The following is a 14715-nucleotide window of genomic DNA, read 5'->3' as shown; positions in this document are numbered from 1 at the left end:
ACTTTCATTATTCGTCTTCCGAATTTTGTTTGATGCGTCGGTTTTTTAAAACCGGGATATTCTCCGAACCCACCAGGCGATCATCCACGCGTGCCAGAATAGACTTTGGATCGATCCCTACTTGGTCCCAATTTACAGGCTCCCCAGACTTGACATTTTTTAGTTGCTTAAACAAACGGCCTAATCGCCCGTTTCTATCGGCCTCGGTGGCCGTTGGCTCCTCTACTTGAACGAGGATCACCCGGTTGGCAGGAGCATTATCTTCCAAATCCTCGGGTACTATAGTCTTGGGTAGCTTAAGGTCCGCCTCGAGGTCTATTTGCTCTAGCTTCGGCTTGGCAATCACTGCTACCTTTTCCGTATATAAGGGTTCCTTCACCTCTGGCGCTTTTTCCTTCTGTAAGTCGGGCTTCACGGGATTATGGCCTGTGTGGGCTATTGCCAGCGGCTCTGCCATCGCATTTTCACGAGGCTTACTTGGAGCCTGAGCCGGTTCTTTCGAAAGCCCTTCTGCAGTCAGGGGAACTACAGTTGGTTCTTCCTCTATAGGTCGATTCATTACTTTCTCCGACTCACTGACGCCCAAAGGAGGCGCCACAGTGCCAGTCCATAGGGACATATTCCCCCAAAGCAAAGCGCCTAACAACAAACTGGCAGCGGCAGCATACCACCAATACGGTGGACGTCGCTTCGTTGACTGGCTCATACGGCCCGACAACTTTTCCCAAGCTTGTGCAGAGGGCTCTTTGGGCAGATGGCCTAGTTTATCCTTAAAAATTTCGTCAATCGGATGCTTTTTCATGATTTATCATCTTATTAAAATCCTTGTCCATTTCCAATAGCTGCTTTTGCAACAGTGCCCTTGCCCGATGCAACTGCGACTTGGAGGTACTCTCACTTATTTCCAACATAACCGCTATTTCTTTATGGCTATAGCCTTCTATAGCATACAAATTAAAAACAGTTTTGTATCCTACCGGAAGTTCATGCACCAGCTTCATGAGTGACGCTACCTCCAGATCGGCATCCGTATCGTAGCCCTCGGCTACCACATCGATGGTCTGCTGCAAATTCTCCTCCATGCTTTTTTTGTTTTTACGCAGATAGCCTAAGGCCTCATTGACCATAATACGGCGAATCCACCCATCTAAGCTCCCTTCACCAGAGTACTGCTCTATTTTCGTAAAAACTTTCATGAGGCCTTCTATCATTATATCTTCGGCGTGCATGCCATCGCCAACGTAACGGGTACATAGCCCTAGCATCACGGCAGCATAGCGGTCATAAAGCTGCCGTTGGGCTTTGGCGTTGCCTTGCCGGAGTGCTTTTACAAGCTGTGCATCTTGATTAAAAAAGGCTAAAACTCTACCCATTACATTCCATTAGTTTCAACAGTAAGATGCTAAGGTGCTATACAAAGGTTGCATCTAGGTGCCTAGACCAGACAAAAATAATTTATTTAACGCGCTTAAAACCATTGAAGCACAATTAGTACACTGTAATTCAAAACATTAAAAAACCAATTAGCCATTATTTATTTAGGTCCAAACATGAATTATTCGAATCCATACCTTAGTTTTGGCAACCATTATTTCAGAAATATCATCGATATAAAACATGTTCGACTCAGCAGCGCCTATTGGAATCTTCGACAGTGGCATAGGGGGTATGACCGTCGCTAGCGCCGTCACACGACTCCTACCCCATGAAGATACCATCTATTTTGGAGATACGGCACACCTACCCTACGGCGACAAATCAACGGCAGCCATACAATCGTATGCAATCAAAATCTGTAATCTGTTTATTCAGAAAGAATGCAAGCTGATATTAATCGCCTGTAATTCGGCCTCTGCAGCGGCATTCGATCTGGTAAAAGCCTATGTAGGTTCCAAGGCCAAGGTCATGAATGTGATAGACCCAGTGGTCGATTATGTAAAGGAACAGTACCCAGGTAAGACGGTGGGGCTCATCGGTACCAAACAAACCGTCCTTTCGGAGGTTTATAATAGGAAGGTATCGGAACTGAATAAAAACATTCAACTCCGATCCCTGGCTACCCCTTTGCTAGCCCCCATGATAGAGGAAGGGTTTTTCGACAATAATATTAGCGAAAAGATAATAGAAGCGTATCTCTCAGATCCGACCCTAGCAGGAATAGAGGCCCTGATATTAGGATGCACTCACTACCCCTTGATAAAGCAACAAATCGCAGAGTACTATCAACAACCGGTGGCCATTCTGGACAGCTCCGAAATAGTGGCCCGTTCGCTCAAGGCCTGGCTAGAGCAACATTACCTTTTGAATAGTAAAGGAGAAGGAAAACGCCACTTCTATGTTTCGGATTATACCAAATCCTTTGAAGAATCGACTAGGACGTTTTTTGGTCAACACCTCAAGCTGGAGCATTACCCACTATGGGAATAAGCTTAGGCGCTGACGATCGTAAGAAAACGACAGGACGCAAAAAAAGCGGAATCACCAATAGATTCCGCTTTTTTTGCGTCCAGCAGTTAACTATGTAACAGGACCCTCTCAGGACATAGCAATTTTGCGTTCGGCCTGAAACTTCTTACTCTTTTTGTACCACAAATACGAAATGACACCCACCAGAAGGTAGGGCATCACAAAGAGAAACATGATACCAGTATTCAGGCCAAAACCTACGTTATTACGCCCGTTCCCTATAGAACTCTCAACCGTCCCACGACACATGGCACACTGAGCGATAGCCTCGTTCCCAATAAGAAAAAACAAGACGAATACCGTGCTAACAATCAATAACTTTTTCATGTATAATAAGGACTAATCATTAAATAAACAATCACGCCACTCACGCTCACATACAACCAAATAGGCCAGGCCCATTTCACTGTTTTCCTATGTTCGGCAAGTTGGTTGGCGAATCCAAAATAAATGGCTCTCAACACAAACCATACCACCACGATGGAGAGTACGATATGCGAGATCAGCAAGAAAAAATAGATTGGACGCATCAGTCCTGTTCCACCATAAGGCGTGGACTCGTTGGACACATGGTACAAAATATAACACACTAAAAATACAGATCCAAACAGGAAGGCCAAAGTCATGGCTTTCCGGTGGGCGTCGTATCGACGTTGCCGGATATAATAATACCCCACCAACAAACAAATTGCGGTAAGGCTATTGATAACCCCTATCACATGGGGAAGGGATTTGGTCCAGGCCCCTAGTTCTACCTTTTGGCGAATCCCCAACAAGAAAGCCACGGTAATAGGTACCACGATGGCCAACACATTGATCACCTTTCTATAAATGGGCTTATCCTCTATTGCAGCAGCCATATCTTAGTTATTTCTATGTTTCAATTCGTAATCGAGTATTCTAATCTCAGCCATGAGGCGATCCACCTCTTCGGCATCATTAAAATCGTAATATCCTCTGGTATAACCTTCGGAATCTAGGAGTAACAACCTAGAAAAAGAATAATTGGTTTTTGTTCCAGCCGCATTTTTATAAATATTCAACTCCCGGGATATTGCCCTTGTAGAGTCGGAAGTATCTAACCCGTATAAGGACCAACCATCACTCCCCATCCCGTAGGTATTTCCTACCTTCAGAAGTTCCGCCCCATCGGTCAGGGTAACCAGGCTCAGGGTAGGAACGGCTTGTCGAAGTTTATAAATCCGTTGCAAGCCTTCCAAATACAGGGTACAACGATCGTCACAGTCTTTAGGCAAAAAGCCCACTACCGTAAACCTATTTTTAAGGGGGATCGACAGAAGGCCCGAAGAGTCCAAGGCATCCACCATCAGCTGCTCCCTAGAGGAGAATAAGGTATCGTCCCCACGCCTAACCACCCGTCCTTGGTCGTCTAGAATAGGGTTAAAATACGGCAACACATAATGGTTGGTCGTAAAACCCTTTAGAAAAATTAAGATTAAAGCCGGAATTGCTAATGTAAGTATTAGCAACCCGGCTCTACGGTATCTTTTCATAAGTCTTTACTATCCGAAAATAGCCTCAAATACGGCATTACCTTCCAAAAGTAAGGCTAAAATAAGCCAAGCAACGAAAACAATGGGTATCAAGATCGACCAAATCAATCCTTTGGTTTCATGTTTTAAGTGCATAAACTCTCCTACAATATAGAAAGCCTTTACGATAGTCATTACAATAAATATAGTCACCTTAAGCGTGCCATGAGCAACGGTAAACGCTATGAGGAATTCAAGAGCCGTAAGGATCAACAGAATCCAGAAGGTTTTCCAGATGGCTTTTCTTTGTTCGGCCCCAGCATTGGGATCGTTACTCTGTATATGATGCGCGTCTGCCATAATGATATATAATTTTAAAGATCTTTGTGAAGATTAAACCAGATAGAAGAAGGTAAACACGAATACCCAGACCAAATCGACAAAGTGCCAGTAAAGACCCACTTTCTCAACCATTTCGTAGCTTCCACGCTTATCATAAAGCCCAGTAGCCACTCTAAAGAAGATCAGGATGTTCAGGATAACACCACTAAATACGTGAGTACCATGGAAACCCGTAATGAAGAAAAAGAAATCGGCAAAAGCGGCAGGGCCGTACTCGTTTACGGTAAGGTTAGCACCAAAGATCGTTTTTTCTACCATCTTACCATTTTCCATAATGGTCATCAAAGTACCATTGTCGGTACCGTGGATAAAGTGAGCCCATTCCCAAGCTTGGCAACCCAAGAAAGTGAAACCACCCAAAATAGTCCAAAGCATATATTTCTCTACTGTAGCTCTGTCCTTACGATGACCGGCCTCTACGGCTAACACCATAGTCACCGAACTGGCAATCAAAATAAAGGTCATAATCCCTACGAAAACGAGGGGAAGGTATACTCCATGAAGGAAAGGAACTGCGGCATATACCTTTTCGGGGATAGGCCAATAGAGGTTGGAGTTAACAAAATCTGCTACCTCACCCGAGTAAGCAGGAAAGCTAAACCGCTGATAACCGTAGGCCACCAGCAAAGCCGAAAAGGTAAAGGTATCTGAGATGAGGAAGAACCACATCATCAATTTTCCATAACTCGCTTTCATGGGCTCAATTCCACCCATCCAAAATTTGGGTTCTACCGCGCCAGGTGTTGTTACATTTGAAGCCATTGGTAAATAAAAATCAATTAAAGGTCAATAAAAAAACAAATAGGTATACCCAGAGTAAATCTAAAAAATGCCAATACGTAGTACAGATCTGAATCTGTCTTAGGTTTTTGACATTCGCTTTTAACTTAAAAGATGCAAACAAGGCAAATACCAATACGATGAGGCCACTGATAATATGGAATCCATGCAGGCCCGTAAAGACATAAAAAAACGAACCAGACGGGTTTCCTACGAAATATACATTCATTTCGACCAGGTCCTTCCATCCTTGGAACTGCATCGCAAGGAACAACAAGCCAAGCGCAAAAGTAATAGAAATTGCCAGCTTCAATCGCTTGATCTCATCTTTTTTTGCCATTATATAAGCCCAATGCATGGTGATACTACTTGCTAGTAGCACGACGGTACTGTACCAAAATATAGTAGGCATTTGAAATTCAAGCCAATTACCCTCTGCCCTACGTACCAAATAAGCACTGGACTGAGAAGCAAACAACATGACGATCGTTACCAGGAACAACCACAATATAAACTTAACAGGATCCATCGATAGGGTTTCCTGCGGTTCTTTATCCATTTTCAACTGTTGAACATCCTCCATTTCACAAAATAATTTAATCGATCACAACTTATCCAACAAAAAGGCGATTTGTACAATCGGCAAATACAAAAACGAGCCAAACATCAACTGACGTGCGGTCTTATCACTGCAATGGCGCATCAAATGGAAAGTTTGAGCGAGGAATAACACCCCAAAAACGGTAGCAATAAAAGCCGAATTGATGCCAGTCATTCCAAGTTTATAGGGTAACCAACCTACAGGTATCAAAAATAAGGTATAAATCATGATCTGTAAGGTGGTATCCGAATCTTTCAATCCATTGGCAGGCAAAAGCCTAAAACCAGCCCGTTTATAGTCGTCGTCCAGTACCCAGGCTATGGCCCAGAAATGGGGAAACTGCCAAAAAAACTGAATCGCAAATAATATACCCGGCTCCAGTCCAAAGTGATTGGTAGCAGCCACCCAGCCGATCATCGGAGGGAAAGCCCCAGGAATGGCACCTACAAATACCGCAATAGGCCCTACCCTTTTGAGAGGGGTATAGACGAAGCCGTAGAGTACCAACGACAGCAGGGAGATTAAAGCCGTACTGATGTTAAACATCCATACGAAAATAACCATTGAAACCACCCCTAAAACCACAGCCCAAAGAATGGCTTGATCTACCGAAATACGACCACTAGGAAGCGGCCGGCCAGCGGTACGTTTCATTAACTTATCCAAATCCTTCTCCAGGATTTGATTGATGATATTGGCCGCACCCGTCACTGCAATAGATGCTACCACAAAAGCTACCAGCTGCAAGGCATCGATCACAGCAGCTCCCAAGCAGTAGCCCATAGCTCCTGAAAAGGCGATTAATGCTGCCAGTCGAAATTTCAATAATTCAAACAATACCCGGACACTAGCCAGCGGATTTTGAATACTTAAAGTGCTATTGTTCATTAATGCTATTATAAAACCTTTTCAACCCTACCTACCTCCACGTCCTTCGATTTGGTATTTAAAAATAATATAAACTGCAAGCCCAAGAGTAAAATACCCAAAGTAAGATGCACCGGTTGGGCGAAAGCGGGTACGCCAAAATAGGCCATGATAATACCCGTTGCCGTTTCTAATCCTAAGATCACCACCGACCAAACTATAATACCTTTTAGGTCCTTATAGCCCTGCGGTGTCTTGCGTATCATTTGAAACCAGTACAAGTTAATTCCTAGTACGAGTATAGAAAAAGTGCGGTGCAAATAGAAACGGAAATCCAAATGATCTATCCACATACTCCGGGCATCATAACCCAATACCCGCACCACTTCATCGATATTTTCTCGAACCTGAGTTCCTAACATGACTTGAACCAAGGTTAATCCAAGGACCCACCATCCAATTCTGGACTGCTTAAGCCCAAGTCCGGAGCTCCTTTCATAAGCCAAGCGATCTGCCTTGTCGAACAGCAGGATCAAGACGCCTACGATAATAATGGCCACCAGCATATGTACGGTTACCACTACCGGATGGAGTTCAAAACTTACAACTTTCGACCCTAACCACCCCTGAAAACCCACCAGAACGAATCCCAATAGTGCTAACCAGAAAAAACCACGTTTGGAGTTCCAGAAAGCAAGGGTAGCCAGTAGCGTACAGAAAATCATAATCCCTGTAAAGGCTCCTAAAAGGCGGTTTACATATTCAATCCAGGTCTTAACCGGGTTAAACTCTACTTCACCTTTCAACTTGGCTCCGTATATTTCCTTGTAATTATCAGGCAGCTGCGACACATCCGTCGGAGGGATCCAGGTGCCGAAGCATCTGGGCCAATCGGGACATCCCATGCCAGCCCCAGTGCTTCTTACCACCCCACCGGCCATTATTAACAGGTAGAGGGTAACAATCGTATTTAAGGCCACTCGTCTTAAACGACGAATGGCCTTAGGATCAATGTGCTGTCTTAAACTGGTCATTAAAGTTTTGAGCCTCTATCTCCTTCTCCGTGGCTATAAGCTCATTTTCATGAGGTAAATTAGACTCCAATGTTTGTGAATAAGGCACGTTTTGAGGGATAAAATCCTCTTTAGCACCAGGCTTGCTATAGTCATAAGACCAGCGGTATACGGCAGGTATTTCACCTTCCCAGTTACCATGTCCCACATTAACGGGAGTAGTCCATTCCAAAGTATTGGATCTCCATGGATTTTTAGGGGCTTTCTTACCTTTAAAAATGCTATAGAAGAAGTTCCAAAGGAAAATAAACTGCGCCAAGAAAGAGAAGATGGCCGCTATAGATATGAACATATTCATGTCCATAAATTTATGCGTAAAATCGTAGCTCGTAAACTGGTAGTAACGTCTTGGGAAACCAGCGATACCCACATAGTGCATAGGGATAAACACCATGTAAATACCTATAAACGATAACCAGAAGTGTAGTTGACCCAAGGTAGGGTTCATCATACGCCCAAACATCTTTGGGAACCAGTGATACACCCCAGCAAACAGACCGAAGGCCGATGCAGCACCCATTACCAAGTGAAAGTGGGCCACCACGAAGTAAGTATCGTGAAGTTGAATATCCAAGGCACTGTTTCCTAAGATAATCCCAGTAAGACCTCCCGAAACGAATAACGATACCAAACCAATTGAAAATAACATACCGGGCGTAAACACGATATTACCTCTCCATAGGGTAGTGATGTAGTTAAAGCCCTTCACAGCCGAAGGTACGGCGATGATCAGGGTAAGGAACATAAATACGGACCCTAAGAATGGGTTCATACCAGTTACAAACATATGGTGAGCCCAAACGATAAATGCCAAGAAAGCAATACCAAGCATAGAGGCGATCATGGCACGGTAGCCAAAAATAGGCTTACGAGCGTTCGTTGCGATAACCTCCGAAGTAATACCCAAGCCAGGAAGCAATACAATATATACCTCAGGGTGTCCTAGGAACCAGAACAAATGCTGGAACAAGATAGGGCTACCCCCTACATTTGGAAGGGCTTCTCCATTGATATAAATATCTGAAAGATAGAAACTCGTTCCGAAGTGACGGTCCATAATCAGTAATAATACCGACGACAAAAGCACAGGGAAAGAGATAAGACCTAATACAGCGGTGATCAAAAAGGCCCAAATCGTAAGCGGAAGTCTGTCGAAAGACATACCCCGAGTACGAAGGTTAATCACGGTAGTGATGTAGTTGATACCTCCTAATAGCTGCGATACAATGAAAAAGGCCATACTCGTCAACCAAAGCGTCATACCCATTCCTGAGCCTGGATGCGCTTCGGGCAAGGCACTTAGAGGAGGATATATTACCCAACCCCCAGCAGCAGGACCCGTCTGTAAGAATATAGAACCGAACATGATGATACTAGCCAAGAAAAAGAACCAGTACGATAGCATGTTCATAAAGCCTGAGGCCATGTCGCGAGCACCGATTTGCAGGGGAATAAGGAAGTTACTAAAAGTACCACTCAAACCCGCTGTAAGCACGAAGAATACCATAATGGTACCGTGCATGGTAACTAAGGCCAAATAAAAGTTAGGATCCAACTTTCCAGAATCACTAATCCATTGACCCAATACCGGCTTCAACCAAGACAGGTTCGAATCGGGCATTCCCAACTGAATCCGGAAGATAACCGACATAGAAATACCAATAACCGCCCATATGATACCCGTAATCAGGTATTGTTTGGCAATCACCTTGTGATCCTCAGAAAAAATATACTTTTGCCAAAAGTTTTGGGACACATGATGATGCTCATGCGATTCTGCATGTTCGTGAATGCTTTCCGCTCCTACGATAGCTGACATATTTATTTACTGTTTTATTGTAATAAAAATTAGCGGAGGCTACTAGAACCCATTCCAACAGTACCAGAAGTACTATCAGCCACCGCTGTAACGCTTCCTTCAGGCAAGTATTTCATTGCCTTAGCCTTCAAATTGTCGGGTACCTTAGCCAAATATTCAGGATAGGTATTCAGGAAAGTAGGCTGTTCCGCACACCATTTTCTATAACTGGCCTCGTCTTCCACTACAATTTTGGTTCCCATCGAGAAGTGACCCATACCACAGATTTCAGTACAAGCCAGCTCGTAGTTAAAATCAGGGTCGTTCAATTCGGCACGCATATCGGCAGTAGTCTTATCGGCTACAAACCAAAACTTAGTAGGCATACCAGGAACCGCATCCATTTTTACCCGCATATGAGGGATAAAAACACTGTGTAACACATCACGTGCCCTAATTTTTAGCAATACGGGCGTATTCACAGGAATGTGAATCGCACTGGCAGGGCCCATAAAGTCATCGAAAGAGTTTTCATCAGAAAGGTCAATTCCAACTTCGTTTTGGGCGTCGATCAGGCGGTAGTCGTAATTACCAAGGGTATTGTCGTTAACTCCTGAATAACGGGTAATCCAGTTGAACTGCTTACCAGTAATTTCAATCACCTCGGCATCCTGGGGAGCTTCACCCGTGATATCGGACCAGGCTTTCCAGCCGGTAAACACCAACAGGGCCATTACAATGGCAGGCACGATGGTCCAGATCAACTCTAAGCGGTGGTTGTCTGGATAAAATGCCGCTGTGTTCCCTTTTTTGTATTGGTACTTCCATGAGAAGTAAAAAATAAGGACATTAACGAAAATAAAAGGAATGGTTAAGATCCCCATAGAGAACCAGAACAAGTCGTCGGTTCTTCTACCATGGATAGAAGAGGCCGTTGGAAGAAAATCTCCGCGGGCATCCATATAAGACCAGAAGATTGCAATTCCCCCTAAAACCAGCACGAACAGGAACATGGCACCGTTAAAACGGTTGCCAGTATGCTTCACCTCCGTGGAATCATCGGATTTGACCGATTTCAATACATTCTGCAAACGGGAAATGACGATTCCTGTTAAAACAATAAAGACTAAAGCAACTAAGGCGATAATATAATACATATCAAATAGAGTTTTTAACGATTTAGGCTATATCGTGATGAAGGGATTCTTCCAACATAGGATGATTCCGTGGGATCAGATTAGCTTTAGATAGCTGCGAAGCAACCGACCAGGTAAACGCACAAATAAATATAAGGAAAAATCCCCATTCTAATGGACCAAAAGAGGCTTCGGATCCAACGGTACCAGGCATTATATTGGTATAAAAGTCCATATAATGACCGATAATAACACTCCAGCAAGCCACTTTCAATATCGACGGCGTATACTTAGAATCGCGGGTCATCAGGACCAAGAAAGGGAAGAAGAAGTTCAAAAACAACGTGATAAAGAACGGAGCCTTGTAATATCCTTCATAACCACTGAAACGCTCTATAAAATAAATGGTCTCTTCTGGTAAGTTGGCATAGTAGATCAATAGGAATTGAGCGAACCATACATAAGTCCAGAAAATACTAAAGGCAAATACAAACTTACCTAAGTCACGAAGGTGACTCTTGTTAACGGCTCTAAGGTATCCCCTATCGCGTAGCATCACCACAGTCAAGGTAATAACGGCTAAGCCAGATACATGCCAGCTGGCCAAAGTATACCATCCAAACATGGTGCTAAACCAGTGGGTATCGATAGACATCACAAAATCCCAGGCAGAAGTAGAGGAAGTAACCCCGAATACTACCAAAAAGGCCGTACCAAAACGTATCGATTTTTCGTAGAACTCAGTACCTCCTATTTCGTCCTCCTGAAGGGAAAGGTTACGGATTACCTTCCATAGCCAGTACCATACTACAAAATAGAATACCAATCGGCCAAGGAAGAACGGGGTATTCAAATATCCCTGTTTTCCGGCGATAATAGGATCATACTCCGGCCCACCTACTTCATAAAGTCCAGCGTGTGTCCAGTGAAATAAGTCATGCCCTCCAAAAACAAAGGTCAACAACATGATAACCCCAGTGAAAGGCAAAAATGCGGGCATTGCTTCGGGGACTCTTTTAAAGACTGCCGACCAACCTGCTTGTGCCAAATAGTTGTAGGAGATAAAGAACAGGCCTATTACGGAGATTCCAGTAAAGTAAACGCCGTTAACCCAAAGGTTAGCCCAAATACGCTTAATCCAACCGGCCGTATGATGACCTGCCGCTTCGTGTCCTGCGGCGGCATGTTCTGCTCCGGCATGCCCTGCCGCCTCGGCCCCATGGGCCGCCACTTCATGTCCACCCCCACCATTGGCTGCCAAATACGCTCCAACCAGAACAAGTGCCAAACCGACAGCTCCTCCAATCATCAAGTTTCTTTTAGCCCCTGAGGTGAATTCAAACCGTTCTTCAATAGAAGGAATCGAATGTGCTGATGCCATTATTAAATATTATTAATTCTCAGTTATCAAAATTTTATTAAGATCCTTTCTGCAACTTTTGCACGTAGTGTACAATTTTCCAGCGCTCTTCAGGAGTAACCTGCGAAGCATGTGGCCACATACGGGCCTTACCAAAGGTAATGACATGGAAAATATGTCCTTCGTTCAAATTCTTATAGGCGTCTGTTGCATAATTAGGCACCCCTTTGTACATGCCTCCTACCTTACCATCGCCGGCACCGGTAGCACCATGGCAATGTTGGCAGTAACGATCGTATAACACTTTACCTTCAGCAAGCGTCTTTTCGTTAAGTGGTACAGGATTCTTTAATACCCTTGAAGAAACCTCAATGCTATCGGCATGAATATTGTAGACCATCAAATCGACCTGGGCAGAATCTCCTTCACCAAATTGGGTCGTATAATTCCTCCGAGCCACGGTACCTTCAACAGGCAAGCGCATGGTAATCCCCATGGGGTTGATCGGGTTTGGCTTCTCTTGACGGAAAGGCTCATAGCCTACCGGTAAATACATGTTGGGGGCATACTCCTTACCTGGGTCATTTGGGTCTTTGCTACAGGCCGTAACAAACACCAAAAGGACAAAGGCCCAACCAATTAAATTATTTATTTTTCCTAATTTCATCGTACTATTCTATTAAAATTGTTTGATGTTAACCTCCTCTGCTCCACTATCTCTTAGGGCTCTGGAAATCTCATCCTCGCTCATGGCGTTACTACCCATATTGATGGCCATCACAAATTTGTTGTCCGTAGATCTAAAATCGAATCGGGGGTGAAAATGCGAGGCTGGTCCCATTCCATTGGAAATAAAGAAAGTAGTAACCATACCAAAGGCGGTAAATAGAACCGTTAATTCAAAAGTAATAGGAATGTAGTTAGGAATAGAAATAGGATCCTTACCACCAATAATCATCGGCCAGTCGATACCCATCGTCCAGATCATCAACGTAAGGGCACAACAGCAACCTGTAACACCAAACATAAATGCAGCAATACCGATACGCGTACGGGGATGGCCCAATGCCTCGTCTAATCCGTGAATAGGAAAAGGAGAATATACCTCTTCAATTTTTACGCCAGACTTCCTTAATTTAGGAACGGCATGTAATACGGTGTCATCGTCGTCGTAGACACCCACCAAATATTTACCTGTTAACTCTGCCATTTCAAACTTATATTAAATGCGCTTCGATTTATATGACTATTCTTGCTCCTTATTGTAATTCGGAACAGGCTGACCCATTTTATTTACATCGTGCCGTGCCTTGGCGACTCCCGCAATTTTCTTAGGTAAATCGGCAGAGGTAGAACGGATCACCGCTTTCACTTCCGCCATGTTGATTACCGGCAAATACTTCGAGAATAAGAGGAACAAGGTGAAGAACAGTCCAAAAGAGAAAATATAGTCACCAATATCGTATCGAGTCGGAGAGAACATAGCCCAGCTAGAAGGCAGGTAGTCGCGGTGTAGAGAGGTAACAATAATTACGAAACGCTCGAACCACATACCAATATTTACAATTACCGAGATAAAGAAAGTAAAAGTGATGCTTCTACGTAATTTTCTTGACCAGAACAACTGTGGAGAGATCACGTTACAGGTCATCATGGCCCAGTAAGCCCACCAGTAAGGTCCTGTCATCCGGTTAAAGAAGGCGTAATATTCATATTCCACCCCACTATACCAGGCAATAAAGAACTCAGTGATATAGGCTACCCCTACTACCGATCCCGTCAAGGTAATTACCTTGTTCATGGTTTCAATATGCTCCAGTGTAATGTAATCTTCTAGACGATACACCACCCGTGTAATCAACATCAGGTTTTGTACCATGGCGAAGCCCGAGAAAATCGCCCCTGCCACGAAGTAAGGAGGGAAAATAGTGGTATGCCATCCCGGAATTACCGAGGTAGCAAAGTCCATACTTACAATGGTGTGTACCGAAAGTACCAGAGGGGTCGACAAACCTGCAAGGATAAGGCTGACATACTCGTAACGAGCCCATGTCTTGGCCGAACCATCCCATCCCATTGCGAACAGACCGTACATCAATTTGGAAACTTTGCTAGTGGCGCGGTCACGAATGGTGGCCAAGTCGGGGATAAGACCGATGTACCAGAACACCAATGACACCGAGAAATAAGTACTAATGGCGAAAACGTCCCAAACCAAAGGTGAGTTAAAGTTTACCCATAAAGAACCAAAGGCATTAGGAAGGGGAAGTGCCCAATAGGCCATCCATGGACGCCCCATGTGCATTAAGATAAAAGATGCTGCAGCCAATACCGCAAAAATCGTCATCGCTTCTGCCGCCCGGTTGATGGATGTTCTCCATTTTTGACGGAACAGCAAAAGAATAGCTGAGATCAACGTACCAGCGTGACCGATACCTACCCACCATACAAAGTTGGTGATATCCCAAGCCCATCCTACAGTTTTGTTCAAGCCCCATACGCCAAGACCTTCCCACCAGGTCCAGGCCAGACAGTAACTACCATATCCCAAAACGAGCAAAGAAATACCAAAAGCTATTTTCCACTCCTTGGTTGGCGCACCCTCTACATGGCGGCAAATATCCTCCGTTACGTCTGCATACGTTTTACCACCTTGGATAAGTGGTTCTCTCACGGGTGAAGTAACATGCATACTACTTTAATTTATAATGATTTAATCTTCAAAAAAACTCTTCAATA

The 14715-nt window shown here is 44.1% G+C and carries 17 protein-coding genes; 1 reads left to right on the top strand and 16 read right to left on the bottom strand.

Going from position 1 to position 14715, the window contains the following annotated elements:
- Nucleotides 1–7 precede the first annotated feature (7 nt).
- Nucleotides 8–802 (bottom strand): hypothetical protein, encoded by a 795-nt coding sequence (locus CLV98_RS01735; RefSeq protein ID WP_109672272.1) that lies wholly within the window; start codon nt 800–802, stop codon nt 8–10.
- Nucleotides 783–1373, bottom strand: a complete 591-nt coding sequence (locus CLV98_RS01730; protein ID WP_109672271.1) for an RNA polymerase sigma factor — start codon at nt 1371–1373, stop codon at nt 783–785. The genes CLV98_RS01735 and CLV98_RS01730 overlap by 20 nt, the downstream gene beginning before the upstream one ends.
- A 244-nt stretch (nt 1374–1617) precedes the next feature.
- Between CLV98_RS01730 and murI the strand changes: the two genes are divergently transcribed.
- Entirely contained in the window at nt 1618–2427 is an 810-nt protein-coding gene (gene murI / locus CLV98_RS01725; RefSeq protein ID WP_109672269.1) for a glutamate racemase, read from the top strand.
- A 108-nt stretch (nt 2428–2535) separates the two neighbouring features.
- Here murI and CLV98_RS01720 read toward each other — a convergent pair whose 3' ends face one another.
- From CLV98_RS01720 to nrfD, 14 genes are read right to left on the bottom strand one after another with little or no spacing between them, the layout of a single operon-like run.
- Nucleotides 2536–2793, bottom strand: coding sequence for a CAMCR motif-containing small membrane protein (locus CLV98_RS01720; RefSeq protein ID WP_109672267.1), 258 nt, complete (start codon nt 2791–2793; stop codon nt 2536–2538).
- Nucleotides 2790–3326 carry a DUF420 domain-containing protein gene (locus CLV98_RS01715; protein ID WP_109672265.1) on the bottom strand — a complete coding sequence of 179 codons (537 nt, stop codon included), beginning with the start codon at nt 3324–3326 and terminating at the stop codon, nt 2790–2792. The genes CLV98_RS01720 and CLV98_RS01715 overlap by 4 nt, the downstream gene beginning before the upstream one ends.
- A gap of 3 nt (nt 3327–3329) precedes the next feature.
- Nucleotides 3330–3980 carry a hypothetical protein gene (locus CLV98_RS01710; RefSeq protein ID WP_109672263.1) on the bottom strand — a complete coding sequence of 217 codons (651 nt, stop codon included), beginning with the start codon at nt 3978–3980 and terminating at the stop codon, nt 3330–3332.
- A 9-nt stretch (nt 3981–3989) separates the two neighbouring features.
- Nucleotides 3990–4319, bottom strand: coding sequence for a cytochrome C oxidase subunit IV family protein (locus CLV98_RS01705; protein WP_109672262.1), 330 nt, complete (start codon nt 4317–4319; stop codon nt 3990–3992).
- Nucleotides 4320–4352: 33 nt separating this feature from the next.
- Nucleotides 4353–5123 carry a cytochrome c oxidase subunit 3 gene (locus tag CLV98_RS01700; RefSeq protein ID WP_109672260.1) on the bottom strand — a complete coding sequence of 257 codons (771 nt, stop codon included), beginning with the start codon at nt 5121–5123 and terminating at the stop codon, nt 4353–4355.
- Nucleotides 5124–5136: 13 nt separating this feature from the next.
- Entirely contained in the window at nt 5137–5724 is a 588-nt protein-coding gene (locus CLV98_RS01695; protein WP_109672259.1) for a cytochrome c oxidase subunit 3, read from the bottom strand.
- A gap of 21 nt (nt 5725–5745) precedes the next feature.
- Nucleotides 5746–6630, bottom strand: coding sequence for a heme o synthase (gene cyoE / locus CLV98_RS01690; RefSeq protein WP_109672257.1), 885 nt, complete (start codon nt 6628–6630; stop codon nt 5746–5748).
- An 8-nt stretch (nt 6631–6638) separates the two neighbouring features.
- The gene (locus tag CLV98_RS01685; protein ID WP_109672256.1) at nt 6639–7643 is read right to left on the bottom strand and encodes a COX15/CtaA family protein; all 1005 of its coding nucleotides are present in this window, start codon (nt 7641–7643) and stop codon (nt 6639–6641) included.
- Nucleotides 7618–9501, bottom strand: a complete 1884-nt coding sequence (locus CLV98_RS01680; protein WP_109672254.1) for a cytochrome c oxidase subunit I — start codon at nt 9499–9501, stop codon at nt 7618–7620. Before CLV98_RS01680 ends, CLV98_RS01685 begins: the two co-directional genes overlap by 26 nt.
- A gap of 29 nt (nt 9502–9530) precedes the next feature.
- Nucleotides 9531–10637, bottom strand: coding sequence for a cytochrome c oxidase subunit II (locus CLV98_RS01675; protein ID WP_109672253.1), 1107 nt, complete (start codon nt 10635–10637; stop codon nt 9531–9533).
- Nucleotides 10638–10659: 22 nt separating this feature from the next.
- Nucleotides 10660–11997: a quinol:cytochrome C oxidoreductase gene (locus CLV98_RS01670; RefSeq protein ID WP_109672251.1), complete on the bottom strand. Its 1338-nt coding sequence runs from the start codon at nt 11995–11997 to the stop codon at nt 10660–10662.
- Nucleotides 11998–12034: 37 nt separating this feature from the next.
- Nucleotides 12035–12643, bottom strand: coding sequence for a c-type cytochrome (locus CLV98_RS01665; protein WP_109672250.1), 609 nt, complete (start codon nt 12641–12643; stop codon nt 12035–12037).
- Between the two features lie 12 nt (nt 12644–12655).
- Nucleotides 12656–13186 (bottom strand): DUF3341 domain-containing protein, encoded by a 531-nt coding sequence (locus tag CLV98_RS01660; protein ID WP_109672248.1) that lies wholly within the window; start codon nt 13184–13186, stop codon nt 12656–12658.
- 36 nt (nt 13187–13222) lie between these two features.
- Nucleotides 13223–14668, bottom strand: a complete 1446-nt coding sequence (gene nrfD / locus CLV98_RS01655; protein WP_109672247.1) for an NrfD/PsrC family molybdoenzyme membrane anchor subunit — start codon at nt 14666–14668, stop codon at nt 13223–13225.
- Nucleotides 14669–14715 lie beyond the last annotated feature (47 nt).

This window comes from Dyadobacter jejuensis, from assembly GCF_003149085.1.
GTDB classification, from domain to species: domain Bacteria; phylum Bacteroidota; class Bacteroidia; order Cytophagales; family Spirosomataceae; genus Dyadobacter; species Dyadobacter jejuensis.
Note: the sequence above shows the minus strand (reverse complement) of the source record. Positions and strands in the feature narration are given on the sequence as shown.

Coding starts and splice junctions, on each gene's coding strand:
- CLV98_RS01735 (WP_109672272.1), bottom strand. CDS start 802: ATGAAAAAGCATCCGATTGACGAAATTTTTAAGGATAAACTAGGCCAT.
- CLV98_RS01730 (WP_109672271.1), bottom strand. CDS start 1,373: ATGGGTAGAGTTTTAGCCTTTTTTAATCAAGATGCACAGCTTGTAAAA.
- murI (WP_109672269.1), top strand. CDS start 1,618: ATGTTCGACTCAGCAGCGCCTATTGGAATCTTCGACAGTGGCATAGGG.
- CLV98_RS01720 (WP_109672267.1), bottom strand. CDS start 2,793: ATGAAAAAGTTATTGATTGTTAGCACGGTATTCGTCTTGTTTTTTCTT.
- CLV98_RS01715 (WP_109672265.1), bottom strand. CDS start 3,326: ATGGCTGCTGCAATAGAGGATAAGCCCATTTATAGAAAGGTGATCAAT.
- CLV98_RS01710 (WP_109672263.1), bottom strand. CDS start 3,980: ATGAAAAGATACCGTAGAGCCGGGTTGCTAATACTTACATTAGCAATT.
- CLV98_RS01705 (WP_109672262.1), bottom strand. CDS start 4,319: ATGGCAGACGCGCATCATATACAGAGTAACGATCCCAATGCTGGGGCC.
- CLV98_RS01700 (WP_109672260.1), bottom strand. CDS start 5,123: ATGGCTTCAAATGTAACAACACCTGGCGCGGTAGAACCCAAATTTTGG.
- CLV98_RS01695 (WP_109672259.1), bottom strand. CDS start 5,724: ATGGAGGATGTTCAACAGTTGAAAATGGATAAAGAACCGCAGGAAACC.
- cyoE (WP_109672257.1), bottom strand. CDS start 6,630: ATGAACAATAGCACTTTAAGTATTCAAAATCCGCTGGCTAGTGTCCGG.
- CLV98_RS01685 (WP_109672256.1), bottom strand. CDS start 7,643: ATGACCAGTTTAAGACAGCACATTGATCCTAAGGCCATTCGTCGTTTA.
- CLV98_RS01680 (WP_109672254.1), bottom strand. CDS start 9,501: ATGTCAGCTATCGTAGGAGCGGAAAGCATTCACGAACATGCAGAATCG.
- CLV98_RS01675 (WP_109672253.1), bottom strand. CDS start 10,637: ATGTATTATATTATCGCCTTAGTTGCTTTAGTCTTTATTGTTTTAACA.
- CLV98_RS01670 (WP_109672251.1), bottom strand. CDS start 11,997: ATGGCATCAGCACATTCGATTCCTTCTATTGAAGAACGGTTTGAATTC.
- CLV98_RS01665 (WP_109672250.1), bottom strand. CDS start 12,643: ATGAAATTAGGAAAAATAAATAATTTAATTGGTTGGGCCTTTGTCCTT.
- CLV98_RS01660 (WP_109672248.1), bottom strand. CDS start 13,186: ATGGCAGAGTTAACAGGTAAATATTTGGTGGGTGTCTACGACGACGAT.
- nrfD (WP_109672247.1), bottom strand. CDS start 14,668: ATGCATGTTACTTCACCCGTGAGAGAACCACTTATCCAAGGTGGTAAA.